Annotated in this window: 32 protein-coding genes, 1 tRNA gene and 1 rRNA gene; 15 read left to right on the forward strand and 19 right to left on the reverse strand. The window is 46.6% G+C overall.

What is annotated here, in order from left to right:
* Nucleotides 1-38: 38 nt before the first annotated feature.
* Nucleotides 39-722: an ArsR/SmtB family transcription factor gene (locus LPQ35_RS01410; protein WP_346297659.1), complete on the forward strand. Its 684-nt coding sequence runs from the start codon at nucleotides 39-41 to the stop codon at nucleotides 720-722.
* On the opposite strand, the gene LPQ35_RS01415 is transcribed toward LPQ35_RS01410, so the two are convergent.
* Nucleotides 719-1846 carry a DUF1297 domain-containing protein gene (locus LPQ35_RS01415; protein WP_193806548.1) on the reverse strand — a complete coding sequence of 376 codons (1128 nt, stop codon included), beginning with the start codon at nucleotides 1844-1846 and terminating at the stop codon, nucleotides 719-721. The genes LPQ35_RS01410 and LPQ35_RS01415 overlap by 4 nt on opposite strands.
* On the reverse strand, nucleotides 1836-3245 hold the full coding sequence (locus LPQ35_RS01420) for an FAD-dependent oxidoreductase (protein ID WP_193806547.1): 1410 nt from the start codon (nucleotides 3243-3245) through the stop codon (nucleotides 1836-1838). The genes LPQ35_RS01415 and LPQ35_RS01420 overlap by 11 nt, the downstream gene beginning before the upstream one ends.
* Nucleotides 3246-3395: 150 nt before the next feature.
* On the opposite strand from LPQ35_RS01420, the gene LPQ35_RS01425 reads away from it, so the two are divergent.
* Nucleotides 3396-4109 carry a heparan-alpha-glucosaminide N-acetyltransferase domain-containing protein gene (locus LPQ35_RS01425; RefSeq protein WP_203218943.1) on the forward strand — a complete coding sequence of 238 codons (714 nt, stop codon included), beginning with the start codon at nucleotides 3396-3398 and terminating at the stop codon, nucleotides 4107-4109.
* Between the two features lie 32 nt (nucleotides 4110-4141).
* Nucleotides 4142-4516, forward strand: a complete 375-nt coding sequence (locus LPQ35_RS01430; RefSeq protein WP_193806546.1) for a Mov34/MPN/PAD-1 family protein — start codon at nucleotides 4142-4144, stop codon at nucleotides 4514-4516.
* Here LPQ35_RS01430 and LPQ35_RS01435 read toward each other — a convergent pair.
* Both LPQ35_RS01435 and cbpB read right to left on the reverse strand, forming a co-directional pair.
* A complete protein-coding gene (locus LPQ35_RS01435; protein ID WP_193806544.1) occupies nucleotides 4513-4779 on the reverse strand; it encodes a PRC-barrel domain-containing protein in 267 nt (88 codons plus the stop codon). The genes LPQ35_RS01430 and LPQ35_RS01435 overlap by 4 nt on opposite strands.
* A 52-nt stretch (nucleotides 4780-4831) precedes the next feature.
* The gene (gene cbpB / locus LPQ35_RS01440) at nucleotides 4832-6073 is read right to left on the reverse strand and encodes a peptide-modifying radical SAM enzyme CbpB (RefSeq protein WP_193806542.1); all 1242 of its coding nucleotides are present in this window, start codon (nucleotides 6071-6073) and stop codon (nucleotides 4832-4834) included.
* Between the two features lie 268 nt (nucleotides 6074-6341).
* On the opposite strand from cbpB, the gene LPQ35_RS01445 reads away from it, so the two are divergent.
* A complete protein-coding gene (locus LPQ35_RS01445) occupies nucleotides 6342-8120 on the forward strand; it encodes a PGF-CTERM sorting domain-containing protein (protein WP_193806540.1) in 1779 nt (592 codons plus the stop codon).
* A gap of 22 nt (nucleotides 8121-8142) precedes the next feature.
* On the opposite strand, the gene LPQ35_RS01450 is transcribed toward LPQ35_RS01445, so the two are convergent.
* From LPQ35_RS01450 to LPQ35_RS01460, 3 genes are read right to left on the reverse strand one after another with little or no spacing between them, the layout of a single operon-like run.
* Nucleotides 8143-8757, reverse strand: a complete 615-nt coding sequence (locus tag LPQ35_RS01450) for an MBL fold metallo-hydrolase (RefSeq protein ID WP_193806538.1) — start codon at nucleotides 8755-8757, stop codon at nucleotides 8143-8145.
* Nucleotides 8754-9518, reverse strand: a complete 765-nt coding sequence (gene xth, locus LPQ35_RS01455) for an exodeoxyribonuclease III (protein ID WP_193806536.1) — start codon at nucleotides 9516-9518, stop codon at nucleotides 8754-8756. The genes LPQ35_RS01450 and xth overlap by 4 nt, the downstream gene beginning before the upstream one ends.
* Entirely contained in the window at nucleotides 9515-10162 is a 648-nt protein-coding gene (locus tag LPQ35_RS01460) for a hypothetical protein (RefSeq protein ID WP_193806534.1), read from the reverse strand. The genes xth and LPQ35_RS01460 overlap by 4 nt, the downstream gene beginning before the upstream one ends.
* A 109-nt stretch (nucleotides 10163-10271) precedes the next feature.
* On the opposite strand from LPQ35_RS01460, the gene LPQ35_RS01465 reads away from it, so the two are divergent.
* From LPQ35_RS01465 to LPQ35_RS01475, 3 genes are read left to right on the forward strand one after another with little or no spacing between them, the layout of a single operon-like run.
* Nucleotides 10272-11813 (forward strand): transporter substrate-binding domain-containing protein, encoded by a 1542-nt coding sequence (locus tag LPQ35_RS01465; protein ID WP_193806532.1) that lies wholly within the window; start codon nucleotides 10272-10274, stop codon nucleotides 11811-11813.
* A 30-nt stretch (nucleotides 11814-11843) separates the two neighbouring features.
* Nucleotides 11844-12470, forward strand: coding sequence for a hypothetical protein (locus LPQ35_RS01470; protein ID WP_193806530.1), 627 nt, complete (start codon nucleotides 11844-11846; stop codon nucleotides 12468-12470).
* Between the two features lie 24 nt (nucleotides 12471-12494).
* A complete protein-coding gene (locus tag LPQ35_RS01475) occupies nucleotides 12495-13796 on the forward strand; it encodes an AMP-binding protein (RefSeq protein WP_193806528.1) in 1302 nt (433 codons plus the stop codon).
* Between the two features lie 123 nt (nucleotides 13797-13919).
* Here the strand turns inward: LPQ35_RS01475 and rrf are convergent.
* The 3 genes from rrf to LPQ35_RS01490 all read right to left on the reverse strand — a co-directional run bounded on the left by rrf (nucleotide 13920) and on the right by LPQ35_RS01490 (nucleotide 16093).
* Nucleotides 13920-14041, reverse strand: a 5S ribosomal RNA gene (gene rrf, locus LPQ35_RS01480).
* A 79-nt stretch (nucleotides 14042-14120) separates the two neighbouring features.
* Nucleotides 14121-15302, reverse strand: a complete 1182-nt coding sequence (locus LPQ35_RS01485; RefSeq protein WP_193806526.1) for an ABC transporter permease — start codon at nucleotides 15300-15302, stop codon at nucleotides 14121-14123.
* On the reverse strand, nucleotides 15299-16093 hold the full coding sequence (locus tag LPQ35_RS01490) for an ATP-binding cassette domain-containing protein (protein WP_193806525.1): 795 nt from the start codon (nucleotides 16091-16093) through the stop codon (nucleotides 15299-15301). The genes LPQ35_RS01485 and LPQ35_RS01490 overlap by 4 nt, the downstream gene beginning before the upstream one ends.
* Nucleotides 16094-16339: 246 nt before the next feature.
* Between LPQ35_RS01490 and LPQ35_RS01495 the strand changes: the two genes are divergently transcribed.
* Both LPQ35_RS01495 and LPQ35_RS01500 read left to right on the forward strand, forming a co-directional pair.
* Nucleotides 16340-16412: transfer RNA gene (locus LPQ35_RS01495), tRNA-Thr, on the forward strand.
* A gap of 297 nt (nucleotides 16413-16709) precedes the next feature.
* The gene (locus tag LPQ35_RS01500; protein ID WP_193806524.1) at nucleotides 16710-17642 is read left to right on the forward strand and encodes a hypothetical protein; all 933 of its coding nucleotides are present in this window, start codon (nucleotides 16710-16712) and stop codon (nucleotides 17640-17642) included.
* 29 nt (nucleotides 17643-17671) lie between these two features.
* Here the strand turns inward: LPQ35_RS01500 and LPQ35_RS01505 are convergent, their stop codons facing one another.
* The 5 genes from LPQ35_RS01505 to LPQ35_RS01525 all read right to left on the reverse strand — a co-directional run bounded on the left by LPQ35_RS01505 (nucleotide 17672) and on the right by LPQ35_RS01525 (nucleotide 21189).
* Nucleotides 17672-17827 carry a hypothetical protein gene (locus LPQ35_RS01505; protein WP_193806523.1) on the reverse strand — a complete coding sequence of 52 codons (156 nt, stop codon included), beginning with the start codon at nucleotides 17825-17827 and terminating at the stop codon, nucleotides 17672-17674.
* Between the two features lie 107 nt (nucleotides 17828-17934).
* A complete protein-coding gene (locus tag LPQ35_RS01510; RefSeq protein ID WP_193806522.1) occupies nucleotides 17935-18420 on the reverse strand; it encodes a hypothetical protein in 486 nt (161 codons plus the stop codon).
* Nucleotides 18421-18422: 2 nt separating this feature from the next.
* Nucleotides 18423-19703 (reverse strand): hypothetical protein, encoded by a 1281-nt coding sequence (locus LPQ35_RS01515; protein ID WP_193806521.1) that lies wholly within the window; start codon nucleotides 19701-19703, stop codon nucleotides 18423-18425.
* Between the two features lie 183 nt (nucleotides 19704-19886).
* Entirely contained in the window at nucleotides 19887-20237 is a 351-nt protein-coding gene (locus tag LPQ35_RS01520; RefSeq protein ID WP_193806520.1) for a hypothetical protein, read from the reverse strand.
* Between the two features lie 34 nt (nucleotides 20238-20271).
* Nucleotides 20272-21189, reverse strand: coding sequence for a hypothetical protein (locus LPQ35_RS01525; RefSeq protein ID WP_193806519.1), 918 nt, complete (start codon nucleotides 21187-21189; stop codon nucleotides 20272-20274).
* A gap of 151 nt (nucleotides 21190-21340) precedes the next feature.
* Between LPQ35_RS01525 and LPQ35_RS01530 the strand changes: the two genes are divergently transcribed.
* The 3 genes from LPQ35_RS01530 (at nucleotide 21341) to LPQ35_RS01540 (ending at nucleotide 23160) form a co-directional block, all read left to right on the forward strand.
* A complete protein-coding gene (locus LPQ35_RS01530) occupies nucleotides 21341-21805 on the forward strand; it encodes a metalloregulator ArsR/SmtB family transcription factor (RefSeq protein WP_193806517.1) in 465 nt (154 codons plus the stop codon).
* A 75-nt stretch (nucleotides 21806-21880) separates the two neighbouring features.
* A complete protein-coding gene (locus LPQ35_RS01535; RefSeq protein ID WP_193806515.1) occupies nucleotides 21881-22411 on the forward strand; it encodes a DUF488 family protein in 531 nt (176 codons plus the stop codon).
* Between the two features lie 224 nt (nucleotides 22412-22635).
* A complete protein-coding gene (locus LPQ35_RS01540) occupies nucleotides 22636-23160 on the forward strand; it encodes a helix-hairpin-helix domain-containing protein (RefSeq protein WP_193806513.1) in 525 nt (174 codons plus the stop codon).
* A gap of 34 nt (nucleotides 23161-23194) precedes the next feature.
* On the opposite strand, the gene LPQ35_RS01545 is transcribed toward LPQ35_RS01540, so the two are convergent.
* Complete coding sequence (locus LPQ35_RS01545) at nucleotides 23195-23560, reverse strand: nucleotidyltransferase domain-containing protein (RefSeq protein ID WP_193806510.1); 366 nt, start codon at nucleotides 23558-23560, stop codon at nucleotides 23195-23197.
* An 89-nt stretch (nucleotides 23561-23649) separates the two neighbouring features.
* Here LPQ35_RS01545 and LPQ35_RS01550 point away from each other — a divergent pair, with 89 nt between their 5' ends.
* Nucleotides 23650-24291, forward strand: a complete 642-nt coding sequence (locus LPQ35_RS01550) for a DDE-type integrase/transposase/recombinase (RefSeq protein ID WP_193806508.1) — start codon at nucleotides 23650-23652, stop codon at nucleotides 24289-24291.
* A gap of 57 nt (nucleotides 24292-24348) precedes the next feature.
* Nucleotides 24349-24588 carry a zinc ribbon domain-containing protein gene (locus LPQ35_RS01555; protein WP_193806506.1) on the forward strand — a complete coding sequence of 80 codons (240 nt, stop codon included), beginning with the start codon at nucleotides 24349-24351 and terminating at the stop codon, nucleotides 24586-24588.
* Between the two features lies 1 nt (nucleotide 24589).
* Here the strand turns inward: LPQ35_RS01555 and LPQ35_RS01560 are convergent, their stop codons facing one another.
* Nucleotides 24590-24862, reverse strand: a complete 273-nt coding sequence (locus LPQ35_RS01560; protein WP_193806504.1) for an SHOCT domain-containing protein — start codon at nucleotides 24860-24862, stop codon at nucleotides 24590-24592.
* Between the two features lie 201 nt (nucleotides 24863-25063).
* Here LPQ35_RS01560 and LPQ35_RS01565 point away from each other — a divergent pair, with 201 nt between their 5' ends.
* On the forward strand, nucleotides 25064-25564 hold the full coding sequence (locus tag LPQ35_RS01565; protein ID WP_193806501.1) for a DUF7343 domain-containing protein: 501 nt from the start codon (nucleotides 25064-25066) through the stop codon (nucleotides 25562-25564).
* Between the two features lie 20 nt (nucleotides 25565-25584).
* Here LPQ35_RS01565 and dapA read toward each other — a convergent pair whose 3' ends face one another.
* Complete coding sequence (dapA, locus tag LPQ35_RS01570; RefSeq protein WP_193806499.1) at nucleotides 25585-26451, reverse strand: 4-hydroxy-tetrahydrodipicolinate synthase; 867 nt, start codon at nucleotides 26449-26451, stop codon at nucleotides 25585-25587.
* Nucleotides 26444-26641 carry a 30S ribosomal protein S17e gene (locus LPQ35_RS01575; RefSeq protein ID WP_048093845.1) on the reverse strand — a complete coding sequence of 66 codons (198 nt, stop codon included), beginning with the start codon at nucleotides 26639-26641 and terminating at the stop codon, nucleotides 26444-26446. Before LPQ35_RS01575 ends, dapA begins: the two co-directional genes overlap by 8 nt.
* Nucleotides 26642-26646 lie beyond the last annotated feature (5 nt).

Consider the following 26646-nt stretch of genomic DNA (forward strand, 5'->3'; position numbering starts at 1 on the left):
TCCAAATCTTTTATATTTCCCGCAGAGGAGGCATTGGAGTGAAAATCAGCCTTGATCGAGAGGCACTTCTCCTGCTCTCGTCGGAGACGAGAGTGGAAATTCTGAAAAGGCTATCAGACAGAAGGAAAACCCTCAGCGAGCTTTCCAAGGAGGTCGGGGTGTCGAAATCAAGTGTGAAGGAGCACCTCGAACGCCTTGAGAGAGCCGGGCTTATAAGGAGGGTAGACGAGGGCAGGAAGTGGATATACTACGAAATCACGCCCGAAGGTCTGAAGGTTGTGATGCCGGAAAAGGCGAGGAGGCCAGCAATAGAGCTCTTCGCCTCCATAGCTGCGTTCATTTCTGGAACCGTCATGCTGCTGCTTTCGTTCATGAGTGGAATGAGAGCGCAGAAAGAAGCTCCGGCCTATGAGGTTGCGAGAACTCCCACTCCAGAGATTGCTGAGAAAGCGATTCCTCAACCAACAATCTCTCCAACCCCCGCACCAACGCCAACACCCACGCCTACACCCGTTCCAACGGCAACACCCACCCCCACGCCTGTGCCAACCCCAACCGCCACGCCAAGCCCAGCACCAGCCTTAACTCCCACACCGGCTAAAACCCCGGCAATTGAAGCTGCAAAGGCTCTGGGTGGTGCGGAGATTATGTTTTATGTGGCAACAGCGCTTATAACCATCTCGTTCATCTTGCTCCTGATTTACATAAAAAGAAGGAGTTAGGTTACCGTTTCGCTCAGCCTTCCCGCTTCGAGGGCTTGCTTCAGCTCCATCATCGTCAGGTCGAGCGGATCCTCTATTTTTATCCCGTGCTTCAGGCTCAGGTTCCTCATCTCCGGTGAGGTCGGCCCTATCGCCGGATCTCCTGGAACTCGCATCGAGACGTCGAAAATCACGAACTCCAGCTTCGTCTCATCTTCAGGCGAGTATGCGATGGCCCCCTGCAGCCCGAACATGCCGATTATGCCCGGAGGATATTCTCTCATGCACGCATCTATGAACCTCTCTCCAGCTTCATAGACCATCTCCTGCTTGCTCTCCCTCATCGTCACCCCAAAGTGGCCGATCTCCTCGTTTTTAACGGGTACGTCTATCTTGAGCTGCTCTTTAGCCGGTAGATTGAGGAAGCCCTGCAGGTTCACCTGTCTTCTGTCCGAGAAACCAACAAAGTCGAAGTTACCGAAAATGTCCTTCAGGGCGTAGCTGTGGAAGTTGGCATTGAATCTTGCCCCAAGAACGTACTCCTCGATTCTGGCTTTTTCAAGCCCCTCCTCGTCTATAACTCCCTCCTTCAGAAGTTTCTCCGCCTGCCTGTGGTAATCTTCGGGAGAGTTCGCGTAGAAAAACGCCCTCTCGAGCGGGTTCTTCGCCTGCTGAACCTTGACTATGACGAGCCTGTCTATCTCCTCGGGGCACCTGAACTCCCTGGGGTACCTGAGACCAGCTTTCTCCAGCAGGTAGTACTGTCCCCTCTCGTAGTTCCTCTCCTCGGCCCTCAGCAGGTACCTGTTTCCGTAGATTGGCACCCTGAACTTTTTTTCAATAGCATCGTAGCCAACGTAAACCGCGAAGCTCCTGTTGGGTATGAAGACGGTGTTCATCTCGATGAGTGTCTCCTGAACCTCCTCGCTGACCAGATCCCTGAAGCTGTCGAGCAGGATGACCTCGTCGAACAGGTGGCGGTTGTACTTGGTGTAGAGCTTCTCCCTGCCCTTCTGAACAACAACCACTGTTTTCAGCCCGAAGGCCTTTGCGGCCATCCCCGTCTCCTTGGCTGAGTGCGATCCGAAAATGCCTATGGTGATGTCCTCGTAGCTATCTGCGACCTTTCTCGCCTCATCGATCATTCTTGACCCTCCTGAGGATGCTCTCTGCAGCAATCAGCCCCGTTACTGCCGCACCAACAATTCCCCTGCTTATCCCCGCTCCATCTCCTATGGCGTAAATGCCGGGAATGTTTGTCTCCATCTCGGGGCTTATCTCAAGCTTGAGCGAGTAGAACTTGATTTCCGGGGCGTAGAGCAGCGTTGAGTCGTCCGCCACGCCTGGAATAACCTTGTCGAGCTGTTCGAGTGCGTCAATGATATCATCCACAACCCTTCCGGGATACGCTAAGCTGATGTCTCCCGGGACCGCTGTTTTGAGCGTGGGCTTGAGGAGCCTGTTGTTCTTTATCCTCATCTCAGTGCTTCTCCTTCCGAGCCTCAGGTCCTTGAGCCTCTGAACGAGCGGATTTCCTCCGCCGAGCTTCGTTGTTATCTTCGCTAAGTCTCTCCCCCACTCGTTTGGCATGTCGAAAGGCTCTGTGAACACGTAGTGGCCGAGCAAAGCGAAATTGCTGTTATTCGTCTTCTCCTTCGCCTTGCTGTGGCCGTTTACGAGGCTGAACTCCCCGTAGTCCTCCCTGATCACCCAGCCCCTCGGGCAGGTGCAGAACGTTCTCATGTAGTCGTCATGCTTCTTCGTCGTTATCCTGAGCTTTGGATCATAGATTATCGACGTTATCTCATCCATTATCGTTGCAGGCACCTCAACCCTGACGCCGACGTCTATTGCTTTTGCTTCCTTGCTTATCGCAAAATCGTAATTTCTGACCCACTTCTCAAGCCATTCAGCCCCTCCTCTCCCTACGCCGATTATGAGGTAATCATAAAAATACTCCTTCCCATCCTGTGTAACCACTTTCTTTTCCTTTGGATCTATGTTGACAACTGTCGTGTTGGTGTATATCTCAATCCCGTTTCCGGAGAGGTAGTCCTGCATGCTCCCTATAACCTTTGGCAGCTCATCACTCCCCACATGCCTCTGTCTGAGCGGGACGAACTCTATTCCTGCCGAGTTTGCCCTCCTCATCAGAGCCAAAAGCTCGTCCACGTTGTCTCCGTAAAGCTCATCCGGAGCTCCATGCTCGAGGAATATCCTGTCAACTTCATCCATCTTTTCGATGAGGTATTCTTCATCAACAAGTCCCAGAAAGTCTCCACCAACTGTAAAGCTCTCCGGAAAATTGGGATGCACGTAATTCAGTTTACCGTCAGACAGTCCTCCCGCACCACCCACACCAGCAGTAACGTTGCATGGGTTGCACTTGAGGCAGAAGCTTTCAGAGAGGTCACTTGGACATTTTCTCCTTTCAATGCTCCGTCCCATTTCGAAAACGGCGACTCTGGCTTTCCCAGCTAACTTGTATGCTGAAAAAAGGCCGCCCGGGCCGGCTCCTACAATTATGACATCATATCTGTTCATACATTTGAAGGCTCTATCGAGGGTTAGTATTTAAGAGTTTTCTTTTGCTGTCTTTGATGGCGGTAATCTTAAGAAATATGCGAGATGTCTGAAATGACCATGAATGAAATGGCAGAACCTTCAGCTTCACACATCAGCCGCAAAAATCGGATGAGATATGTTGAAATTGACTTTTTCAGGGGTATCGCTCTGATTATGATGCTGATATCCAATTTTGTGACCGATTTACAGTATTTCGCAGGATATGATCAGTATCAGATGTTCTGGAGGATGTTTGCCCTGCTGACTGCATCAATGTTTGTGTTCATTTCAGGGGTCTCTGCATGGATGTCCCACTTTCACGCCTCCATGTCGAAGTTTTTGAAGAGATTTTTCAGGCTTTTTGGACTCGGACTGGCGATAACAGTATTCACAAAAATTTTTCTTGAAGAGGGGACTATCTACTTCGGAGTTCTTCACTTTCTTGCCATTGCAGGCCTTCTTGCCATCCCTTTTCTGAAATTTGGGCCGTACAACCTTTTTCTCGCAATCCCGTTTTTTGCGGGTAAGTTTCTTGTTGAGGGGCTGCACTCGGAGAACCTTCTGCTTCTACCTCTGGGCATAACCCCCGTGCCGTTTTTCACCTTTGACTACTTCCCGGTATTCCCCTGGTTTGGTGTTTTCCTGCTGGGGGTGGGAACAGGCGCGGTTTTTTATCCGGATGGCGTCAGGAGGTTTGACTTCATATTCCCTGAAAATCCCGTTTCCGGGATGGTATCCGCTCTCGGGAGGCACACTCTGGAAATATATCTCATACATCAGCCTGTTTTCGCTTCACTTCTGCTGCTGTATCTCGGAAACCTTCCGGGAGTGAAGATTCTCTAAAATTTTTTATTGCATCTCTCTGAAAGTATGCTGTGAAGTTCAAAATTTCAAGAGATGTCTGGGATTTTTTGAGGTCGGTGGAACAGAAGGATTTCGAGCGATGCGGGCTTCTTTTTGGCAGAGGTGATAGCGTTTTACAGGCGATTGAAATAGAGAATATCAAAAAATCTCCTGTTGAGTTCGAACTCTCTCCTTTGGAGTCTCTGAAGGCATTTGAAGAGGCTGAAGAAAAAAACCTGGAGGTTGTGGGTGTCTGGCACACACACCTGCAAAATGCCGTTCCTTCTGCAAAAGACATCCGGGGTATGAGAAATTTCCCGGGCCTTTGGATAATAATGTCCAGAAAAGAAATTCGGGGCTATGTGCTGGAACAGGAAGTTGTAGAAGTTGAACTTGAAATACTTTAGCTTTCTTCCTCGCTCTTCTTCCTCTCCATCTTCCTGAAGAGGTCTTTGATTATAACGATGTCCCCCACAGCTTTAACGAACCTGTACGGGATAATGACTCCGTTTGCTCTGGTGTTTATCAGCATTCTGTTTACGTCAACAATCGCCAGTCCCTTGACCTGTCGTGCCTCGATATCTATTGAAAGATCTGCCACTCTGCCGACGTACCTCCCCTCATCCGTGTAAACTCGCAGTCCAAGAACTGATGACACTTCACCAATCATTTTCACCCACCAATAATTCCCTTGAACTTTTAATATATTAAACTTTCAGTCATCATTTCCCGAACTCAATTTCGTAGATTTTTCTCAAACCTCTGAGGTTTATCACATGTTCGACATCTCTGCGGTGGATTACCCTGAATGCGTGCTCTATGACTTTTTTGTAAAACTCACAGAACGGACTTTTTTCGAGCATTGTCCCAGTTTCAGCATACACCTCTGCCGGACATGGAGCACCGCAGATGTTTCTGTAGACGCATTCCCGACATTCCTCGATGTTTTCCACGGTTCTGTTTTTCACTTCCTGGAAATGGTTCTTTACATTTTCAAGATCTTCGAGACCTGTTCTGAACTGTTCCATTCCAATAAATTCTCCGCACGGGAAAATTCCGTCAGGAGTTATAGATATGAACCTTCTTCCTCCTCCACATGGGGATATGTCGCACTGGAGCACTCTTGAATACGGAGCAATGATCCCGAGCAGCACGTTTGCAAAATCTCCAATAACGATCCTTTTGCCGTTCTTCGTATGCCATATCGCTCTCTCAACTGCCTCGATAAAGTGTCCGGCAGCCTCAAGAGGGTCTGGCCTCAATGCCCTTCCTCCCTCGCTCGTTCCCCTGACGGGGTTCATCAGAACAAGCCTGACCTTTCCTGCCAGAAAGTCCACCATTTCAGCAAGGTGGGTGTAGTTATGCCGGTTTATCGTTGTAATGATGTTCAGGTTCTCATAGCCGTTGAACGTGTCGAGCAGTTCGACGATTTTTCTGTGGTGCCCCTTCCCCCGCAAAAGGTCGTCAACTTCCTGTCTCGGAGAGTCGAATGAGAGGCCCACATTCACGCCTCTCTCAACGAGAAATTCAACGTCCTGACTTTCAAGCAGAAAGCCGTTGGTCTGCACACCAAACCTGTAGTCAAATTCGTCAATCGCTCTGAAGATCTCATTCTTAACGATTAGAGGCTCGGCACCGTGAAAGATTACATTCCTGACTCCCAGAGTTTCCAGCCTTTCCAGAATATCCTTCAGAGTTCCGTAATCCATTTCCCTGCCCCTGTTTCTTATTTCTGGAGGAATGTAACAGTAGGGACAGTTTGCATTGCACCTCTCTGTGGGGTTTATGTAGGCAGTGTTGAAATTAACCTCAAATCTGTACTTCTTCATCCTTTCTGTGAGTGCCTTACTGTTCTCTTCGTGAAACTTCAGTATCTCTTCGGGCAGGATTTCTTCATAAATCGCCCAGAAATTCGTTTCAGGATCTATTGCAACCTTAAATCCGCTGAACTCTACAATTTCCATAAAATCACCTCAAAAAATTAGAACGGGGAGTCTTCCCCGGGCATGACGTAATGCGTAAGACCTCCACCAACCTCGCACTCGAACATGTAGCTGTACGCCATGACTGGAAATTTGCATGAGGAAATATAAGCTTAATTTTTGTATTACATTAGTAATACAAATTGTGTTGGTTTCGGGATATGCGCAATTTTGTCCGCTCGGATTTCGGTTTCTGATTCAGTAATTTTTAAATATTATAATTCCAATATGCCAGAACTGTGGTGATACTGTGTCTGAAAAAAATTACGGTATTTTGTTGAAATCAGCCTTTGCTGCAGCCATTCTGGCCATAGTTATGGCCTTTGCTGCTGTCAGTGCTGCTGGAGCAGAAGAACCATACGAGTATAGCGTAAATAACGTCAACCCGGAATGGATAATCTCTGCGGACGAGTTCTACAGATGGCATGAAATGAAGGACGCCTGGGGGCCAACCTTTGCAGGAAGCCCTGCATGGCAGAGCTACATGAACTTTCTGGAGGATAAGCTGAAGGAATACGGTGTTGTGGACATAATCAGGAACAACTGGACGTACACGAGATGGTACACGACGGAGTGGCCTGATGACAGCGGGTGGAGCCTCTACGTCGATGGGGTAAAGATCAGGGTGGCCAGCTATTCTGCATATTCCGGTTCAACGGATGAAGATGGAGTTACTGCTCCTCTCGTGTATTATGACCCGGCAAATCCCCCTGAGTCCATTGAGGGCAAGATTGTCGTTTTCTCCGTTGCACCCCACCCCAAACCACCCTACAGCCCGAAGTATCTGGCCCTGTTTACGTTCAATGATTACGAGTACCTTTCCGATCCAGAGACGTTTCCACCAATCCACACTCCCGTCTCAACAAACGTGACCGTTTCGCTGGATGTGTGGTACCAGCTCAATCAGGTTAGGAGTTTTGCCAAGATAATGGCAGAGGGTAAAGCCGCTGGCGGGCTGGTAATTTTCAACATGAGCTATGACCGGGCTGCCGGACTTTACACGTTCCCCGTTCCATCATCTGTGCTCGGTGTTCCAACCCTGTTCCTTGACAGGGAGGCTAGAGAGACTGTAAAGCAGGCGGCTCTTGAAGGAAAGAACGCAACCCTGAGGCTTGTTGCCAAAGAAGAACCCGCAGAGGTGTACCAGCTCATAGGATTCCTTCCGGGCAAGAACTACGGAACTCCTGATGACGAGATAGTACTGCTGATAACTCACACTGATGGACCATCCATTTCACAGGAAAACGGTGCTCTGGGGCTGCTGGGAGTTGTTGGATATTTCTCCCACATACCGCAGGAGGAAAGGCCGAGAACCCTTATGGTTTACCTCGATTCGAGACACTACATGCCGGGCAAGGAAGAGCAGTGGGCAGAATACGACTGGCTGGAAAAACATCCAGAAGTTAAGGAAAAGATCGTTGGCCTCATTGCAATGGAGCATCTGGGGCAGGTGGAGTACCGTGAGGTCGGCAACAAGTTCGAGCCAACAGGGCTTGTTGAGCCATCTTTCCTCTGGACTCAGAACAACCAGAAGCTCATAGACATGGCCATCAAGGCTGTCAAGGATAGCGGGTGGCCGAGGGTGCAGGTTCAGTGCGTTGACAGGCCCGGAGTGCATGGTGAGTCCCAGGGAATATGGTACGGAATGGGCAAGATAGCGAGGAAGTGGAAGGTTCCGGCCTTTGCCACGATGGGCACTCAGGGAGCCTACTGGGCAACTTCAACCGGAATTGAGAAGTTTGACAAGGATCTGTTCTACAGGCAGGTTGCGGCCATGACTCAGTTGACCGGAGAACTCATGCTGGGCAATCTGGAGGAGCTGAAGCCTGTCGAAACTCCAACCCCTGCTCCACCATCACCAACACCCACCCCGACCCCTGAGCACACCTCAACCCCGGAGCCTGTCTCAACGCCTACGGCCACGGAAACACCGAAACAGGAGAAAGAGGAAGAAACACCTGGATTTGAGCTGATACTCTCTACCGTTGGACTTCTGGTTGCAGTATATGCTCTGAGAAGGGGTCGATAATTTTTTCATTTATTTTTTGAACTCAGTATAACCCAACCATCTCAACAGCCCTTTCAAGCATTGAATCTATCCCCTTTCTGCCTTTCATTATCCTCTTATGCCCTGGCAGGATGTACTCTGCATCAAGCTCTCTAAGCTTCTCGAGCGACTTCACGAGTTCGTGCCTGTCACCCCCATACAGGTCAAATCTGCCAGGAATTCCGCCTTCGAAAATCAGATCACCGGTTATCGCCACGTCATACTTCTGAATGTAGAACGTAAGACTTCCAGGGGAGTGGCCAGGAGTTCTGATAACTTCAATCTCAGTATTGCCCACAACAAACGCCTTTCCGAGTTTAAGGTCTGATGAGAAGCCAAACTGGGAAATGACTTTGTCTCTCTCGTCAAATCCCAGCAATGCTCCCTTTTTCATGAACATCTGATTGCTCTCGCAGTGGTCCTTGTGAAGGTGTGTGTTGAGCACGTAATCCACGCTCTCAATCCTGTCGTTTTTCAGCAGACCGAACAGGTTGGTGTAGCTCTTGTACGTGCCGGGGTCGATTATGGCAGTCTCACCATCTGAAATTACGTAGCTGTTGGAGGAGTCGTAGAAAGCGCTTCCCCACGTGTAGGCGTAGATGTTCTCAAACAGCTTCATGGGTCAAACTCCGCTATCAAGGGCAGGTGATCGCTCGGCCTCTCCATCAACCTCGGTCTGATGTCAACGTAGCAGTCCCTGCACTTTTCTGCAAGCTTTGGTGTTGCGAGTATGGCATCAACCCTCCACCCCAAGCCCTTCTCTATCGCGTTCCTCACCCTGTAGTCGTAGAACGTGTAAACCCTCTCCTCCGGGTGGAACTTCCTGAGGAGGTCGACAAAGCCCATGGACAGGATTTCTCTGTAAGCGTTCCTCGCATCGATGTGGAAGCACACGTGGTTCCTGAGCCTCTGGGGGCTGTGGACGTCTATCTCCTCAGGCGCAACGTTCATGTCCCCGCAGACCGCGTGATTGCCGCTGAAGTCCACGATCTCCCTCAAATAGTCTCTCAACCTCCCCAGGAAGTCGAGCTTGTACTGGTACTTCTCGGACTCTATGCTCTGCCCCTGAGGCACGTATACGTTCGTGACCGCGAGGTTATCAAACCTCAGGGTAATCACCCTGTCCCTCTCCTCTCCGTTCATGCCGATGAGAACCTCTTCCGGCTCATGGAGTGTTGCAACTGCCACGCCATTTCTCCCCTTTATGCCGGAGAAGTAGACCTGATATCCCGCCCTGGAAAACTCACTTTCGGGAAAATTTCTGTCGTCCACCTTTGTTTCCTGCATGCAAAGAATGTCCGGCCTGTTTTCCTTAAGCCATGGAATTACTATGTGCAGCCTTGCCCTGATTGAATTGACGTTGAACGTAACGATTTTCATCTTTCAGCCATCCTCAGGGCTGTTATCACGCCATGGCACCTGCAGGCCGTTGCCACAAGGGCATTCTCCCTGCTTTCGGCCCACTCCACCATTTCCCTCAGCCTCTCTCCTCTGATCGCGCCAAGCCCGGGCTGGAGGTAGTGACTCTCTATGACGAATCCATCGGGTACTGCGAACCTCACAAGCTCGTACATTGGGGCAGGCTTCTTTATCCCCGTGACAGGGCACACGTCCGGAGCCCTGCACTTCGGAATGCAATCCCTGTCCCTGTTGTAGCTCACAACCACGCTCCCCCTGCCTGCTGAAACGACAACCTTCATCGGTATTCCTGCCAGAGCAAAGTCCACGCCCTCGTACCACACCTCAAAGCCGAGGTGCTCCATGAGGAATGCTCCGGCAACGTGGATGGGGGCGGTGGGGAAGACGTATTCCGGCTGGAGATCGAAAAATATGTCAATGAGCTCCCTCATTCCACCCTTCACAAACGAGCTCTTTCTTGTTCCCTTTCGGTACTCTGGCAGATCAAAATTCACTCTCACAGGACAGTTTTCGTCAACATCAATAACCACAAACTCCCTGCCTTCCGAGATGAGATGTCTTGCAGCTTCAAGCCCGTATTTTCCTCCTCCGAATACGATGTCCACGACTGTGTTTTTGCTGGGGTTTTTAATAACGTTTACCATATTTACCAATATTTAAAAACGCCATTAAGAATGAAAAACTATAAAATATTGCAAACGATATTCCGCAATGATGAAGCCAGCCTTCCTCACACTCATCCTCCTGATTTTTCTTATCCTGCCTGTAACCGCCGTAGATGTTAAAGTAGGCGTTTACAACAACCCTCCTTTGGTATTCTATGAGAATGGTGAGGCTAAGGGTCTGTTCATAGATATTCTTGAATATGTGGCAAAGAAGGAGGGCTGGAAAATAGAGTACGTTCACTCCACCTTTCCCGTACTGCTCGACAAGCTTCAGAAGGGAGAGATTGATCTGATGCCCGATGTTGCCTACTCGCAGGAGAGAGCAGAAACCCTGAGCTTCGGCAATGAAACGGTAATCTCCAACTGGGGCGTGGTTTGTGGCAGGTCCGGGATTGATTCCATTCTCGACCTCGATGGGCTGACAATTGCGGGTGTTAAAGATGACGTATATTTTGAGAATCTGAAGGAACTGACCAGGTCTTTTGGGCTGGAATGCGACTTTGTTGACGTTGTTGGGGATTACGGGGACGTTCTCGAGGCTGTGAAGAACAAAAAGGCTGATGTGGGGGTAGTATCGCGGCTGTTTGGGGAGATGTACTGCAAGAAGTACGGTCTGAAGATGACACCCATCGTCTTCTCACCGGTTGAGCTGAAATTCGCATCACCCAAAGGCAAAGAGCATCTGCTCAGGGCGATAGATTTCCACCTCGCCGAGCTGAAAAACAATAGCGGTTCCATATATTATTCGAGTCTCGATAAATGGGTTGGCGGTTATGAGGAGGAAGAGATACCGAAGTGGGTATACATCGGGTTCTCGATACTCGCAGTCGTTTCGATTTTTGCCCTTTACAAGGAATATTACATAAAAAAGGAGCTGAAGAAGAGGGAGAGGCAGCTCATCAGAGCCTACAGGCTTCTGAAAAGAATTAGCAGAATTAATGAGCTGATGCTCAAGGAAAAAGACCTGGATACGCTTGTTAGAAAATCTGTAGATGTGCTTGGAGACTACCTTAACGTAATGGTGGTGGTTTTTTCAGACGATGGTGTTGTGGCTTACGGAGGTGGGGCGAGAACCATAAAAAGCCGGGAAGACCTTTCAAAGTATCTCTGTATCAAGGGGGCACTGGACTCAATGCAAATGCGCCATTACCCTCCCGAGAGGCATCCAAGAAACTGTCCGCATGTTGATGCGGGTGGCAGATTTCACAGCTACGTGTTCCCCATGATGTATGAAGGCAAAATCAGGGGCGTGATGGCGATACAGAGTAAATCGAGACTTACGGGCAGAGAGGTCAGACTGCTGGAGACCCTTGCCGAGGATATCGCTTTTGCCGTACACAGTATAGAGGTGGAAAGGGAGAAAGATCTCGTTCTGAAACAGCTCGATAAGAACATACGACACATGATGACTCTTGTGGACCGAATAAGAAACCCGCTCACCGCAATCAGAGGTTTTTCTGAAATGTTCTGTCAGAATGTTTTCGAGAAGGTCGATGTGCAGATTGAGAGGATTCTGGATATTGTGAGGAAGGTTGAGGAGAGCTGGGAGGAGTCGGAGAATCTGAAGGAGAGGCTGAAAAAGACCAGGTAAAATTATATATTGAAAGAACAAATTTTCTTTGTGTATGCAAAAGAAATAAGGTATTCAATGTCTGCAAAGCACAGAATCATGCTCGTTGCGGGGACTTCATTTTTCGCAATTTCCGGATTTATGCTTGCATACGCCACATACAGGGCGTCTGGCATGGTGGAGCTTCTTGCATCAGTGCTGATTTTCATAGCATCTCTCCTTACAATGATTTTTGTGGTTTTCAGAGTCGAAAGAGAAAGTGTCAGGGTTGATGACGTTTCAATCCGGCCTATCGCTGAAACACGGGTTAAACCAGGAGAAGTCATCAGAGCAATCATCAGACTTGAGTTTTTCTGGATAATTACCCTGGTTTATCTGGTTCCTGGCTTGCTTTTTTCGTTGATTACGGAAAGATACGTCAACAGCTTGATTTTCCCGGCAGTGTATATGGCTTTGCTTGGGGGAATTGCTGGAAGACTCTCTCAAAAAACTGTTCTGGCTGAGGAAGGTATTGTAATTGATGGAAAGTTGACAAGGTGGGACAGGATCCATGGGTACAGAATTGAGGACCGTTTGGTGGTTTTATATGGGAAATTCAGGGAACCGGTAGCTGTGATTCCAGACATGCCCTATGTCATGGACTTTCTGGCAAAACTGAGATACAATCAAAACGTTTAAATTGTGCTAATCTTTGGCAATATCATGTACTGGAATTCCTTTGTTGAAACGATGCCTAAGAGCGATCTTAAAGAACTTCAGGAACGGAAGCTCAGGTCTCTTGTGAATTACGTTTATGAATACTCTCCGTTTTACAGAAAAACGTTCAAAGAGGCAGGAATACATCCGGCGGATTTTAAAGGTCTTTCAGACCTGCACAGATTGCCCTTCACGAAAAAGCAGGATTTGAGGGACAACTATCCCACCGGTATGTTTGCCGTCCCGCTCTCACATGTTGTGAGGTTCCACGCCTCAAGCGGAACCACGGGAAAACCAACAGTTGTGGGATACACTCAGAATGATCTGAACGTCTGGGTGGAGAGCCTTGCAAGAAGTCTCGTAGCCAGTGGAGTCAGAAGAGAGGACGTTATGCAAATCGCCTACGGTTATGGACTATTCACCGGAGGGCTGGGATTCCACTATGCTGGGGAGAGGATAGGTGCTGCCGTGATTCCAATCTCAGCGGGAAACACTGCAAGGCAGATTGAGCTTATGAAGGACCTGAATACGACAGTGATAGCCTGCACGCCATCGTACATGCTCTATCTTGCTGAGCAGGCTGAAGAGATGGGAGTGGATATTGCGAGCGACACCAAGCTCAGAATGGGCATATTCGGTGCGGAACCCTGGAGTGAGGAGACCAGGAAGAGGATCGAAAACAAAACCGGAATTGAAGCTTATGATGTTTACGGGACTTCTGAGCTCAGTGGGCCGCTGTTCACAGAATGTGAGGAGAAAAACGGAATACACATCTGGGGAGATCACTTTCTGATAGAGGTTATAGATCCAGAGACCGGGGAACAGGTGGGTGAGGGCGAAAAGGGTGAGCTTGTGATAACCACGCTGAGCAAGGAAGCTCTGCCTCTGATAAGGTGGAGGACGGGAGATATAACTGTCCTTGAGGAGGAAAAATGTGCATGTGGAAGAACCCATCCGAGAATAATGAGGATTCTCGGCAGGGCGGACGACATGATAATTGTCAGAGGAGTCAATGTCTTTCCAAGCCAGATAGAGCATGTTCTCATGCAGGTTCCTGAAGTGGGTGAGCATTACATGATAATCCTCGAGAGGGCTGAGAATGGGCTTGATGTGATGACCATACATGTTGAACTGAGCGAGAGGGCAAAAATTGACAGGACTTCTGACATCCTCGAGCTTGAAAAGAAAATCTCCGAAAGGCTGAAAAGCGTTCTGAATGTTTGGGCCAGGGTTGAAGTTGTGAACCCCGGAACACTTCAGAGGTTTGAGGGCAAGGCCAAGAGAGTGATTGACAGAAGAAGAATCTGACATTTCCTCTGAATATTTTCTCCATTTTCTGGAAATCCTGATGGTCTTATGAACGGTGGATGGCTAAGGTAGGCTTATTGCCTTGCAAAATCGCCAAGAAATTTGAACGCAGAAGGGGAGGGGTGCCGACAGTTTCCGCGCTTCCCGCCCCCTCTCGGAAGGCAGTACAACGCGGAACGGGACAGGGCTTAACTTCCGGGTTCGGAATGAGTCCGGGTGTTTCCCCCGTCCCTATGACCGTCGGCAATACATGGTAAGGCTGCGTCGGTTATTTAAGGATTTTGGTCGGAAACTGACACGAAAAATCCTTAGAAAAATGAGAAACTACTCTCCGCGAACTTTAATGACACTCCTGAGAACTTCTTTCCAGTGGGGTTTCGTGTATGTCAGGGCATAAAACCTGAACACCTTCGCAGAGAGCTTCAGCATTATGATCGAGGTGGCGAGCAGCAACAGCATCCCTGCCACAACATCGGCTATGGACGCTGAGCCCGAGAGGTAGAGCGAGGGCATGAGCGCCGGAGCTGTCAGCGGGAAGAGGGCGATTGCCTTGAAGACCTGTGCATCCGGGTTTAACGAAATCATCTGTCCAAGAAACAGTGCAGGGAAGATGCCGACAAAGACTATGGCTGACGTGGCCTGCTGGGCCTCCTTTAAGGTGCTGGAGACTGATGCTATGGCGGAAAGGATTGACGCGTAAAGGAGGTAGCCGAGGATGAAGTACACGATTGACACAAGTATTGCCGAGAGACTGATGAGCTTCATGAAGGCAAGGATTGTGGAGGCGAAACCTGCAAGCGCAAGCCATACCGATGCCTGCATCAGTCCTGTAACGGCACTGCCGATGAACTTCCCGGCAAAGACCTCATCAGGCGAGGCTGAGGACAGCAGTACCTCCATCACTCTGTTTTCCTTTTCCTCGACTATGCCCTGCATCAGGTATCCTGAGGAGGAGAAGATTGCCACGAACAGCAGGAGGGGGAGGAACATTGCTGCCAGAAAGTCCAGCTCTTTCCCGCCCTTGCCAATATCCTCAAAGCTCACTCCCACAGCAAACCTGTAGGCGACATCTCCATAATTCCTTGCAATGGTCTGCTCAAGGACTTCGTCGGCGTTTACAAGTCCACGGCTTTTCCTGAGTATGGTGAAAGTTTCCTCAAAGTTCTCTGGAATCACATAGTAGGCGTCGATCTCCCCGTCCTGAAACGCCCTTTCAGCATCATCCCTGCTGTCAAACTTCACGAAAACGACTCTCATTTTTTTCGAGACGTTCAGGGGCGCTTTTTCTTCTTTACTAACGAGAATTTCGCTTTGATTTAATATTCCGGCTTTATCCACAACGCCAGCTTTGAAGACTTCTGGCAGCGTCAGATTCTCTATGAATAGCAGAGGAATGAAAAAGGACGCCAGAATCAGTAGTGGCAGCCCCACCACTCCGAGTATGAACCCTTTTCTCCTCACGTTTACCCTGATCTCCTGCTTTGCCACGATAATGGCTTTTCTCATCTTCCAACCTCCTTCAGGAAGATCTCTTCCAGCGACGGCCTTCGCCTCCTGTACGACACGATGTCATACCCCAAATCGAGCAGCTCCCTCAGGCTTCTGTCCGTGATCTCCTTCACGACTCTCCCATCCCTGACGTACTCCACCTCGCAAATTTCATCACCGGAAAGCTCGTCTATACTGCCGGAGAGGATTTCCATGCCCTTGTTGATCAGCAGAACTCTGTCACACAGTCTTTCGGCAAGATTGAGGATGTGGGTGGAGATCACCACACACCTGCCCCTCTCCCTCATCTCCCGCACGAGTTCCATGACGAGGTTTATGTTCACTGCATCAAGTCCAGAGAAGGGCTCGTCCAGTATGAGCAAATCCGGATCGTGCTGTATGGCGACTATCAGCTGAACCTTCTGCTGCATTCCTTTTGAGAGCTCATCTACTCTTTTGCCGGCATGTTCTGTAAGCCCAAACCTCTCGAGCCAGTAGTCTGTGTCAGCACTGTTGCCTTTAAGCTCCGAAAAATATCTCAGAACCTCTCTGACCTTCCACTTTCTGTAAAGTCCTCTCTCTTCCGGCAGATATCCAATCGAATCTCTGACCTCTTCGGGACTTTTTCCTGAGAACGTGACCTCTCCCGAATCTGGCTTCAGAATTCCGGCCACAATTCTCAGGGTTGTTGTTTTTCCAGCTCCGTTCGGTCCAAGGATGCCGAAAATTTCTCCTCTGTTTGCTGTGAAGGATATCTTCCCCAGGCGAAAATCTCCGAGGGCTTTCTGCACTTCCCTTACCTCAAGCATTCTGGGCATGGAATGACCGTGAGATAATAAATTTTTCTGTTCTGTTTTATTTTTCACATGTATGCATTTACTAAACTGAAATGATTGGGTTTCATGCAGGTGTGTCAGGTCTGCAGAATTGCGGATCGCCCGTGCTGCACAGCTATTTTGGAGGGGGCTGAACCCTCTTTCTTTCATTATGTCCCCGCGGGGGTTCATAACTCACACCGCAAATTTATTAAAACTAAGCCCCTACCTTCATTGCAGGCCACGGTAGCTCAGCAGGTAGAGCGCGTGCTTGGTAAGCACGAGGTCGCGGGTTCAAATCCCGCCCGTGGCTCTATTACTTTATGTTCAAATCCCAAACTTTTAGTAGGAAAAGATTAGATCTTTTGAAACCGATATAATACTCAACTGGAGGTCTTTCAATCTTGTTGATTCTGAACGTGCTGGAGAAGCTCAGGTTGGTGGACATCGTATTCGACGAGAAGTGAGGAGATACGAAGTACATCCACAAGAGGTATGACTCGGATGTGGTGCTCGAAGCGCTGAGGGAGTTTTAAAACCACAACATGTACAACGAGAGTTCATGAGATCATAGTAAATTTTAAAATTGTATAAGTACTAATATTCAATTATGGGTAAAAGACGTAAAAGAAAAGACCCAGACCCTTTTTCAGAAGTTAACAACTTTTACCATCAACTGGAAAAAGAGATGCGCGATTTTCGGAAAAGTATAGAGCGAGACAGAAAAGCCCTTAAGAGAGACGTCGAAAGATCGCAAATTGCATCATTTGGGCGTAAAAAGACTCAGAAAAAGAGAACACAAAGCAAATCACGATCCCAAAAAACGAAAGTAGGAAAGATTTCAAGAACTAAAAGATTAGATAAATCAGCGCAATCAAACAGTCTCTATTTTGATGAGTTGGATACGGGTCTGGATAACATCGACTTAAGCGAGTTCTCACCTCTCCAGAAGTTGGTCTTCCTAATAATACTCGTAGTTGGTTTTACTTACGTATTCTGGGACACTCCTGTAGTCCAGAATGCCATTAGAACACTTGTAACAGCAAGTTTGGTTGGGGTATCGGTTGCACTCGTTGGGGGTATAATATATTTCGCCTACTCTAAAAAAAAGGAGAAACTTAATGAAAGAGACGTACGGGTCACACTTGAAGAATCTGAAATAATGGATTACTACAATCAAGTTATAGAGGAAATAAAGGAATTTAGACCGGTTAAATATTATCAAAATGAACGCAGTTATCAGAATGAACTCTATCAATGGCTTAAGGCCAAATTCCAAGACGTAAAGATAGAAGAACAAAGAGGATCTTCGAGGCCAGACATAGTTGTAGGTGATATCGCAATAGAGGTTAAAGGACCAACAGGATTTAAAGAACTCCAATCCATAGCGGATAAGTTACTTAGGTATTCCCGGCACTTCAATCACGTTATAGTCGTTCTATTTGACGTAACTGTAAACCCTACGAGATACGATGAATGGGTTAATGGGTTAAGAGAGAGATTCCCCGAAGTAACTGTCATAAGGAAAGATAGATTCGTTTAGGAAAGATGGCTAAAAGGTTACCAAAAAATTCAAAACCATAGCGCCTTCAATTCTCCCTTAAGATACTTCACTTTCGCTGTTATGCGCTGGATCATCTTCGGATCCATAGAGTTAAGCGTGCGCTTAAAAGCCACGTAGCTCTGCGGATTGGCCCTGTCGTAGCCCAGCCGTTTCAGCAATTTCATGTTCTCTCTGCACCACCTCTCCGCCTGCCTCAGGCTTCGCCCGCTCCGGATCCGAGGTACGTGAGGTCACCATAATACGTACTTCGTGCGGCCTTCTGCTGTGGCTTTCAGCACTTCCATGGAGAATACCCGCAAAAACCCACGCTTACTGCGACATACGTTACCAAGAAGTTTATTAGAATCCAGTAGACAATTACCTTCTTTTTATCAGCATGCAGATATGCATAGCAGGATGCATATCCCATAAGAGCGCTTCCCGGGATGCTTGCAGCTGAGAAAAGAAGGTTGCTTACAGTTTTACCCGGTATCCCCAAAACCGTAACTTTAACCATGTCACTCATCACTCTGTAATCACCCGTGATCTTCCAGAGCAGGATGCTCTCGATTCTGAACATAAGTATTGCCAGTCCGAGACCCGCCAGATTCAAAAGCCACAAGACGAACAGGATTGCCAGCACTCTAACTTTTCCAGCCAACCTCGTTTTGCTAATGTAGGGATAAGCCATCAGGGCAAGTCCATTGGTTATCAACGAGTAAAAAAGAGGGGAATACTGGCTTCCAAACGCCCACGGAAGGAGAAAGTCGGCCAGCATGACTAAATGTACGTATTGCAATTCCCTTTTTCTACATCAAGATCGCACCAGTTAAGCCAAGTGTCCGTGTTAGTTTCTATCCTTGCCGTATGTGCACTTCGCTGATAACCAGCATCAATATTTCCGGTGGCCTTATCCCAGAAAATGTCCGCCCAATTCGCACACTCCGACCACCATATTCCTCCATCAGAAATGGTATTAGAAGCCCCTATCACACATTGAACTCCTTTGTTATTCAGGTATGTAGCAAAATTGTTCCCTGCATAACAGGCGCTTACCACAAACACCCTTGTCTGTAGATTACCTGAAGCCTCCCAGTAACAATATTGGTTGTCACCACCAATCCCTATACAATCGTTGTTTCCATGTCCAGAGAAGTAGACCCCCTCGAAATATTCCAAGATAAAATTTACTGTACTTTCACTGCCCACCACATCATAATCCGAAACATAAGGGTCCCAAGCGAGTTCACCATATGGGCGTTGTTTCTCCATTGATTCTTTTGCAGCCATAATGTCATCTTTCGTGATGTCGTCATCGTCTCTGAATACTGCACCTTGGTTATTGTCAGTCGCCATTATTCCAGGGTCTTTTTCGACTGACATTTTGCCCAATTCGTTAAAATCTACTGTCGTTTTATATAGCTCCTTAAGAGCCTCTATCTCTTTTTTACTCAATTCCTTTCCAGTAACGGCATTGATAATTGTACTATTGGGCTTAGATGTGACCCAGAATGTTCCTTTCAGTGGAATGAGTATAAGTTTAGCGTCGACTGCACCAGTCATTTTTATAACTTCATCCCTAGATATTTTTACTTCAGGCTTGAATGTTATCTCCCTCACAGGCATTTTCCTGTAAGCTGCAATCTTGCCTGTCATTTTGTTCACAGAAACGTAGCAGTTTTCTCCGAAAACACTAATCCCATTAACCCGTCTTTCAAATAGAATGTCAAAATCGTATGGATTTTCAGTAGCTCTAACTAGTGTGTATGCAGGACCACATAGCTGAGTTGCCAGTTTAACAGCCTCTTCCTTTGTAATTGCTGGTTTGCCACTAAGATTCTCTTCTATAGCTGTGAAATTGACTAAAAGAATTGTATCTCCAGTTTTTAAGTCTATTAGAGAATAACCATCCTCAGATACAATAGCTTTCACCTCTCTACCTGCGTAAAACTCGCTGATTTCTCCGTTCTTTGCTGGACTTTTTTCGTTACCATTTATTGGTGCTGCTAATGCACTTCCAATTATGGCAAAAAGCAACACCAACACCACAGCCTTTTTCACCAAGTACCCCCTCCATTTCTTTTTAATTCGTCAATTCATTAATTCACCAAAAAAATAACGAATTTGTTAGATGAATTTCTAACATTTTCGTAAAGCTCAAATACGAAGTAAAAAAGTGTTCGCTATTTTGAATTGGCGATTGCAGTTTTTTAGCCTCGCTGTTCACTTTTAAGGCAAACAAGTCTAACGTTTTTGAGATAACAAGATTGTTGACAAAAATAATCCAAGTGCAGAAATATACGAAAATGAGAGTTCGCCATGCAACAACAAAGAAGACATTCCAGACTCGACAAAATTGTATCCAAAATATGCTATTGACACAATTATTCCAACTTTTAAACCTCTTAAAAGCATGTAGACGAGCACGATCCCAACCAAACCACTTATTAATAGGTGTACAGCTGCTGGCAAGCCACCCAGTTTAAAACCAATGAAGTACGATTCTGGATTTGTAAAAGCTATTATTATTCGGCCTGCCGACCACACCATCAAGATAAAAACCACCAGATAGGTTAAAGGTTTGTAAACGCTCATTTCTACACCAAACATAAAGTTTAAAATATAAAATTTAACCCCAGCCAGTATACAACCAAACCTTATCCATGCCTAGGTTTTTGTCCAAGGTGTCCATAGCATGATTCCAGACGTTGCTAACATACACCTTAGTGCTGCTGGTGTAGTTGCGCGTTATATCACCGTGTTGTCCCCACCACTCCGCATAGGTTTTGTTGTTATCCCATATGTCATTGAAATTTATTACGCCATCTTGTACGGTAAAGCTCTCTACGTCTTCGGTCCTGCCATACCATATCAGCCTCCAAGCATCGTAAGTTGCATCCAATGTCGGGTCTGGGTGGTCTTCATCATAGAAATGCAACGTGTATTTCACGTAATTCGACGAATACTCCACGGAAACTTTGTAAAGGCTGTTATTTCCATTGACATTGTAACTATTACCGGCATCATCTGTGCCGCTTCCCCCATTAACATCGGGAGAAACCTGTATCCAGTAGTATATCGGATATGGAATATCGCTGCTTAGTGGTGCGTAAAAAACCATATAAGTATACGTAGAATCTTTGTAAGTATCGATGGGAATCAGTCTTACCTCTTGCTTATAGGCATTTTGGATGCCATTATGTTCGTGGAGAATTTTGCTTAAGTGTTCCCTGACTATTAGGAACTTAAGTTCCTCTTTATCTATTTTTGTTAAACTTTTTCCAACAACGTTTTCCAACTCATCAACAATTAGATCTAAATTCTCTCCATATCTTTTCACTATGTATCCTGCAAAACTATCGATGTCTTGGGAGAATAGGATATCGTTTTCGTTTATATATTTACGAGCTTCTGCATCTATGGGTTTGAATAGTGTTTGTATCTTTGAATGTTTACTATCGTTGTACTTTTTAATACCCTCTGCAGAAACCGCTCCTACGGCTAACACTACCAGCAAGCATATTCCTAGTACGATTGCTTTCTTCATCCTTCACCCCCCTCCATTTTTAAACTGGTCACTATATTGTACCTTATATTGTACCTAATTCTAAAGTATAACCATATAAAAACATCAGAAATGTTAGGTGAGTATCTAACATTTTCGTAAAATTTATAAAAAGGTAAAAAAGCCCGTTTAAGTGAACTCAGAACCAGAAATTCCCGTAGATGATCTCAAAATTTTTGCCGACAAGACCAGAGTGACAATTCTGAAAATGCTCAATGAGAGGAAGCACACGGTGTCAGAGCTCTCAAGGGCGTTGAATCTATCCAAACCAACGATACTGTACCACATGAAAATTCTCGAAAATGCCGGATATGTGAAGAGAATTGAAGATGGCAGAAAATGGATTTACTACGAAGTAACAGACTCCGGCAGGTCTGTCCTGAAATGGAGAAAGCTGAGGATCATCCTGCCTGTGATCAGCATTGCTGCTTCTGCAATACTAACATTTACCGCCGTTTTGCTGAGAACGATGAAAAGAAAGAGTATACCAGAATATCCGGCTATGGGAGCACAATATGACTGGCTGCTCCTGATTTCGGTCACAGCACTCATCATATCCCTGATAGCTTTCGTCTACACCAAAAGAGGAAGAAGATAACATATCCCTCACATCCCCTCAAATCGACAGGAGCTGTGAAATCTTTAAGTTTCCATGTTCAGACCAAATTCCGTAATGTCCAAAAAACCAGCAGTTTACACCCTCGGCCACTCCAGCAGGAGCTTTGACGAATTCCTCAGAATCCTGAAAAGGTTCGAAATAGCCGCTCTCGCCGACGTCAGGAGATTTCCGGGCTCAAAGTTTGACCACTTCAAAAAAGTGCATCTCGAAAAAGCACTGCCAGAGAACGGGATTGAGTATGTGTGGTTCGAAGAGCTTGGAGGCTACAGAAGAAAAGTCCTCGAAAACTCTCCGAACACAGCCATAGAAAGCGAGGGTTTCAGAAACTACGCCGATTACATGCTAACCGAAGAGTTCAGGCATGCTGCCGAGATGCTTGCAGAAATGGCAAAGGAAAGAAGAGTTGCAGTTATGTGCGCCGAGAAGCTCTACTGGAGGTGCCACAGGATGCTTCTCTCCGACTACCTTCATGCTGTTCTCGGTTTTGAGGTTCTGCACATAATAGATGCGAGCAGTGTGCGAAGGCACAGGCTGAGCAAGCATGCGAGGGTGACCGAGGAAGGGCTGGTTTACGACGTAATGTAAAAATGCGATAATAGGGCATTCAATTTACTTTCGAAAATAATGGTCTCCATTGCCCACAACAATTTATGCAGTGCATAGCTGGATTTCAATGCCCATCTCCTGGGGAAGTGCCCCCTGTGACTTCAACCTTTGTTGGACTGGCTTAACCCACAGTTGTACGATTTTTGCAACCATCAGGCACAGAAGTTTAAAACCTTCACTGAAAAATAGGTAAGGGGTCATCTATGGATCCGAGAGCGGAAGCCGGGAGACTTGGTTATAGGATAGTTTATGTGCCACATGAGGTTATTAAAGACTACAACGCCTGTTATCGCGTGATTTACGATGGTCAGCTCATTCATCCTCCTGCTGCAGATAAGCTTGGAATACCACTAAACGAGATCTGGATATCTGAGCGCTTTAGAGAGTACGAGAGGTATATCCTCTTTCATGAGCTTCAGGAGATAAAGCACCGTGCAGAAGGACTGAGTGTTGAAGAGGCTCACAAAAAAGCCCTGGAGGATGAAATAAAGGTTTTTAGTGGAGACCCAATATGGGAACGGCTTAAGAGGGAGATAAATATAGTGAGCGAAGAGGATTTGAGGAGCCTCCCAGGAATTGGAAGAATACTGGCATGGCGTATAATGGTAAGCAGGCCGTATGAGAGTATAGAGGAGCTTTTGGAAGTCCCGGGGGTTGGAAAAAAGAGGTTTAACGCTTTAAAACGGGAACTCTTTTGCATGGGTGATACAATCAATAAAGAAGTGTAGCTAAGACCAGTAAGAATTAGAGGCAACGTGAGAATTAGTTTTTTCTGTATCCATTTCGAGCCATATTTTTGCCTTTTCCAACATTTTCCGCTACCTCTCTCAGGAATGATAAATAAAAATGGCCGTAAAGCGGGATAGCCTCACTCAAAATCTTTTTGAAAAACGGATCGCTCCTGTGAACAAGTTCGAGCGCCCTTTTCATTGACAGGGCATGAAACTCGACATTACTCTTTCGCATTGTGTTCAGCTTCTCAGCAACCACATCGCTATCCGTCACAACAAGCACATCAATATCCGAGAACCTTCCAGCGTCCCCTCTTGCCTGTGACCCAAAAATTGCAACAAGCTTTGGTTTTGCAACTGCAACAACCTCGCCAACCAAGGTTTTGAAATCCATCATATAGTTCATCACCTCCAGATTATAAAAACCAACCACACGAAGGGGCTGTCAAGAATAACACTAAAAAATAAAAACAAAAAATAAACCACATGCACCCCGCAATAACCCAACTGATAGAAGAGATCAAAGCTAAAAAACTTTTCCGGAGGAACAGAAAGAAAGTGGAACTAAAAATCCTCTCAGCTTTGCTTTACTTCTACGGACTCTCTTTAAGGAAAGCAAGCAAATTCATCTCTTTGTTTGAGAAAATAAGCCACGAATCAATAAGAATCTACTACCACAGAATTAAAAGAATTCTGAAACCACCTGAAAAGAAGAAGAGGAGATTGATTGCAATAGACGAAACCAAAATGAAGTTAGAAAACAAACAGATCTTCGTCTGGAGCGCAATTGACGTGGATACGAAAGAGTATTTGTTCATCTGGGCTTCTGAGGGGAGAAGTTCCTTCCATGCCTACGTTTTTCTCAAAGAGGTACTTGGATTCTATGAAAATAGACCGGAAATTGTCGTTGATAGGAGATTCAGGTATAAATTGGCTCTGCAAAGACTGGGGTTGAAGTATAAGCATGAGACCTTCGGAGAAAGGAATGCAGTTGAAGGGTTCTTTTCTCTGCTTAAAGGAAGAACAAAGAGGTTCTTTAATAGGTTTCCGTTCAGGAGTTCGTTTGATTCTGTGCAGAGCTGGTTGGAGGGTTTTGTGGGGTTGTATAATCTGGGGGTGTTAATTTGACAGTCCCCCACACGAAAGGGTGGAAAAAATTTTTAGAATCAAAACCCATCTTTAACCATGTCTCTCGAAAGCGAGTTCGAGTCAAGATTCAAGTGCCCAAAATGCGGAAATGAGAAGGCAGAGGCTAAAAAGCTTGCCATGACCGGGACGGGGCTTAGCAAGATTCTGGACATTCAGATGAATAAGTACCTCGCAGTTTCGTGCCTCTACTGCGGTTACACTGAGTTTTACAGGCTGGATATTGTTGAGGGGAAGAAGGGAGTCATTGGGGACGTGCTGGACGTGATTTTTGGCTGAGTTATTTCAAAAGTTCTTCTTTGAGCTTCCTGTACTCCTCAGCACTTATCTCTCCCCTTGCAAACCTCTCGTCAAGAATTCTGAGCGCTCTGCTTTCCTCTCCAGAGCTTGAACCGCTTGAACCGCCCCTGTTCTGGCTGAGAGCATTTATCACCAGATAAATTACTGCTATGATCACCACCAGCCAGATTATCTGCCAGATGAATCCAAGGCCATAGCCATAGCCCATGCCGTCGAACCCGTAGCCACCCATCATTCCACCGTAACCCATCATTTTACATCACCTCTGAACATAACTATGTCTTAAGGGGCAATATGTGTTGGGGGTGAAAACGAAGATGATTTGAGATAGGAGACGTTTCATAAATGTTTATCGAATGAGGGGATGGTTCAGGATTTCAAGCAGCCACCCATACTTCCGGTTCAGGCGTGAAGGAGAGTAATGTTTAATTTTCCACACCGTTCAATATCTTTCATGAGGCCCGGTCATCTTGCGGCAGTCATTGTTGGCATGTTCATGATACTGTCTTCTTTTGTGATTTCGGGGTCTCAGGCATATCAGAACGAATGCACGATGATGCATCCTTCTGTTTATTCTTCATTCTATTCTTATTTGCCGTCAATTCTGTCTGTTGCTGGAATAACACTGGTTGTTACTCCTTTCGTCATCTGTTTTAAAGACAAATCGAAGAAAAGGGCGGGAATCACGTCTGAAACTCATGTGTCTCGCAAATACAGGAAAACTCCAGAAACACTCGCAGTTGCGGAAAAACTCCTCGAGGAGGACGAAAAGAAGGTACTGAAAATCATTGCGGAAAATGAGGGCGTCACACAGGACAGCCTGCACTTCAGAACAGGCTTCTCCACATCAAAGGTATCCATGATTGTTAAAAAGCTCGAGGAAAAGGATTTGATCTACCGTGAGAGGTTTGGAAAGACCTACAGGCTCTATCTGAGCGACTGGGTGAGGGACTGAGTGTTGGAATAAAGAATACACTAAATCAGATCAAGGTCCTTCAGAACTGCCTTGAGCCTCTCTGTTTTTTCGCTGCTCAGTTCCACAAGGGGAAGTCTTGGTTTTCCTCCCGCAAGGCCCATAAGCTCGAGAGCTTTTTTGACCGGGATTGGATTGGTGTCTATGAACAGGGCATCAAAAAGCGGCATCAGTCTGTAGTGGACCTCTCTTGCTTTTTCAATGTTGCCTGAAACAAATGCCTGGTACATCTCGTTCATTAAATGAGGTGCAACATTGGCTGTGACACTGATTACGCCTTTTCCACCCATTAGCATAATTGGCAGGGTGAGAAAGTCATCTCCAGAGAGGACTGTAAAATCGTCAGGACAAAGCTTTATTATCTGGGCTATTTGCTTCAGGTTCCCGCTGGCCTCCTTTATTCCTGCGATGCTGTCGATTTCTGAGAGTTTTCTGGCAGTCTCCGGCAGAATATTGGTCCCGGTTCTGCTCGGGACATTGTAGACGATCATGGGAATGCCGATCTCTTCCGCAATAGCCCTGTAATGTTCCACAAGCCCGTCCTGATTTGGCTTGTTGTAGTAGGGTGTTACGAACATTGCCGCATCGGCTCCAGCTTTTTCAACCTCCTTTGCGAGATAAACAGCCTCTCTCGTGGAATTGGACCCTGCTCCTGCGATAACCGGTTTTTTCGAAACCTCGCAGACGTATCTCACAACTTCTATGTGTTCTTCATAGCTCAGAGTAGCAGCTTCTCCTGTGGTGCCAGTAGGCACAAACGCTGAAACATGTTTTTCGAGGTAATCCAGATTCCTCGCAATACCTTCAAAATCGACCTCGAAGTTCTCCTTAAATGGTGTTACGAGGGCAGGGATTACACCCTCAAACATTCTTCCAGCCCTTGTTTATTTTTCTTGTAATGTATCCGGCTATTCTATTCCTTACAGTTTTGCTCCTTACGTTGGTAAACTCCTGAACGAGCTTCTTGTTTTCATCAAAGCTGTTTGTGAATGCATCCGGGTATTTCTTGAGCAATTCCATTGCGATGTTCTTGATATATGCTGGCTTTACCGTTCCCACCAGTA

The organism is Geoglobus acetivorans (assembly GCF_039641995.1).
Classification (GTDB): Archaea; Halobacteriota; Archaeoglobi; order Archaeoglobales; family Archaeoglobaceae; genus Geoglobus; species Geoglobus acetivorans.

Coding starts and splice junctions, on each gene's coding strand:
- LPQ35_RS01415 (WP_193806548.1), bottom strand. CDS start 1,846: ATGATCGATGAGGCGAGAAAGGTCGCAGATAGCTACGAGGACATCACC.
- LPQ35_RS01420 (WP_193806547.1), bottom strand. CDS start 3,245: ATGAACAGATATGATGTCATAATTGTAGGAGCCGGCCCGGGCGGCCTT.
- LPQ35_RS01425 (WP_203218943.1), top strand. CDS start 3,396: ATGAGATATGTTGAAATTGACTTTTTCAGGGGTATCGCTCTGATTATG.
- LPQ35_RS01435 (WP_193806544.1), bottom strand. CDS start 4,779: ATGATTGGTGAAGTGTCATCAGTTCTTGGACTGCGAGTTTACACGGAT.
- cbpB (WP_193806542.1), bottom strand. CDS start 6,073: ATGGAAATTGTAGAGTTCAGCGGATTTAAGGTTGCAATAGATCCTGAA.
- LPQ35_RS01450 (WP_193806538.1), bottom strand. CDS start 8,757: ATGAAGCTGTTTGAGAACATCTACGCCTACACGTGGGGAAGCGCTTTC.
- xth (WP_193806536.1), bottom strand. CDS start 9,518: ATGAAAATCGTTACGTTCAACGTCAATTCAATCAGGGCAAGGCTGCAC.
- LPQ35_RS01465 (WP_193806532.1), top strand. CDS start 10,272: ATGAAGCCAGCCTTCCTCACACTCATCCTCCTGATTTTTCTTATCCTG.
- LPQ35_RS01475 (WP_193806528.1), top strand. CDS start 12,495: ATGTACTGGAATTCCTTTGTTGAAACGATGCCTAAGAGCGATCTTAAA.
- LPQ35_RS01485 (WP_193806526.1), bottom strand. CDS start 15,302: ATGAGAAAAGCCATTATCGTGGCAAAGCAGGAGATCAGGGTAAACGTG.
- LPQ35_RS01490 (WP_193806525.1), bottom strand. CDS start 16,093: ATGCTTGAGGTAAGGGAAGTGCAGAAAGCCCTCGGAGATTTTCGCCTG.
- LPQ35_RS01500 (WP_193806524.1), top strand. CDS start 16,710: ATGGGTAAAAGACGTAAAAGAAAAGACCCAGACCCTTTTTCAGAAGTT.
- LPQ35_RS01505 (WP_193806523.1), bottom strand. CDS start 17,827: ATGAAATTGCTGAAACGGCTGGGCTACGACAGGGCCAATCCGCAGAGC.
- LPQ35_RS01510 (WP_193806522.1), bottom strand. CDS start 18,420: ATGCTGGCCGACTTTCTCCTTCCGTGGGCGTTTGGAAGCCAGTATTCC.
- LPQ35_RS01520 (WP_193806520.1), bottom strand. CDS start 20,237: ATGAGCGTTTACAAACCTTTAACCTATCTGGTGGTTTTTATCTTGATG.
- LPQ35_RS01525 (WP_193806519.1), bottom strand. CDS start 21,189: ATGAAGAAAGCAATCGTACTAGGAATATGCTTGCTGGTAGTGTTAGCC.
- LPQ35_RS01535 (WP_193806515.1), top strand. CDS start 21,881: ATGTCCAAAAAACCAGCAGTTTACACCCTCGGCCACTCCAGCAGGAGC.
- LPQ35_RS01540 (WP_193806513.1), top strand. CDS start 22,636: ATGGATCCGAGAGCGGAAGCCGGGAGACTTGGTTATAGGATAGTTTAT.
- LPQ35_RS01545 (WP_193806510.1), bottom strand. CDS start 23,560: ATGATGGATTTCAAAACCTTGGTTGGCGAGGTTGTTGCAGTTGCAAAA.
- LPQ35_RS01550 (WP_193806508.1), top strand. CDS start 23,650: ATGCACCCCGCAATAACCCAACTGATAGAAGAGATCAAAGCTAAAAAA.
- LPQ35_RS01555 (WP_193806506.1), top strand. CDS start 24,349: ATGTCTCTCGAAAGCGAGTTCGAGTCAAGATTCAAGTGCCCAAAATGC.
- LPQ35_RS01560 (WP_193806504.1), bottom strand. CDS start 24,862: ATGATGGGTTACGGTGGAATGATGGGTGGCTACGGGTTCGACGGCATG.
- LPQ35_RS01565 (WP_193806501.1), top strand. CDS start 25,064: ATGAGGCCCGGTCATCTTGCGGCAGTCATTGTTGGCATGTTCATGATA.
- dapA (WP_193806499.1), bottom strand. CDS start 26,451: ATGTTTGAGGGTGTAATCCCTGCCCTCGTAACACCATTTAAGGAGAAC.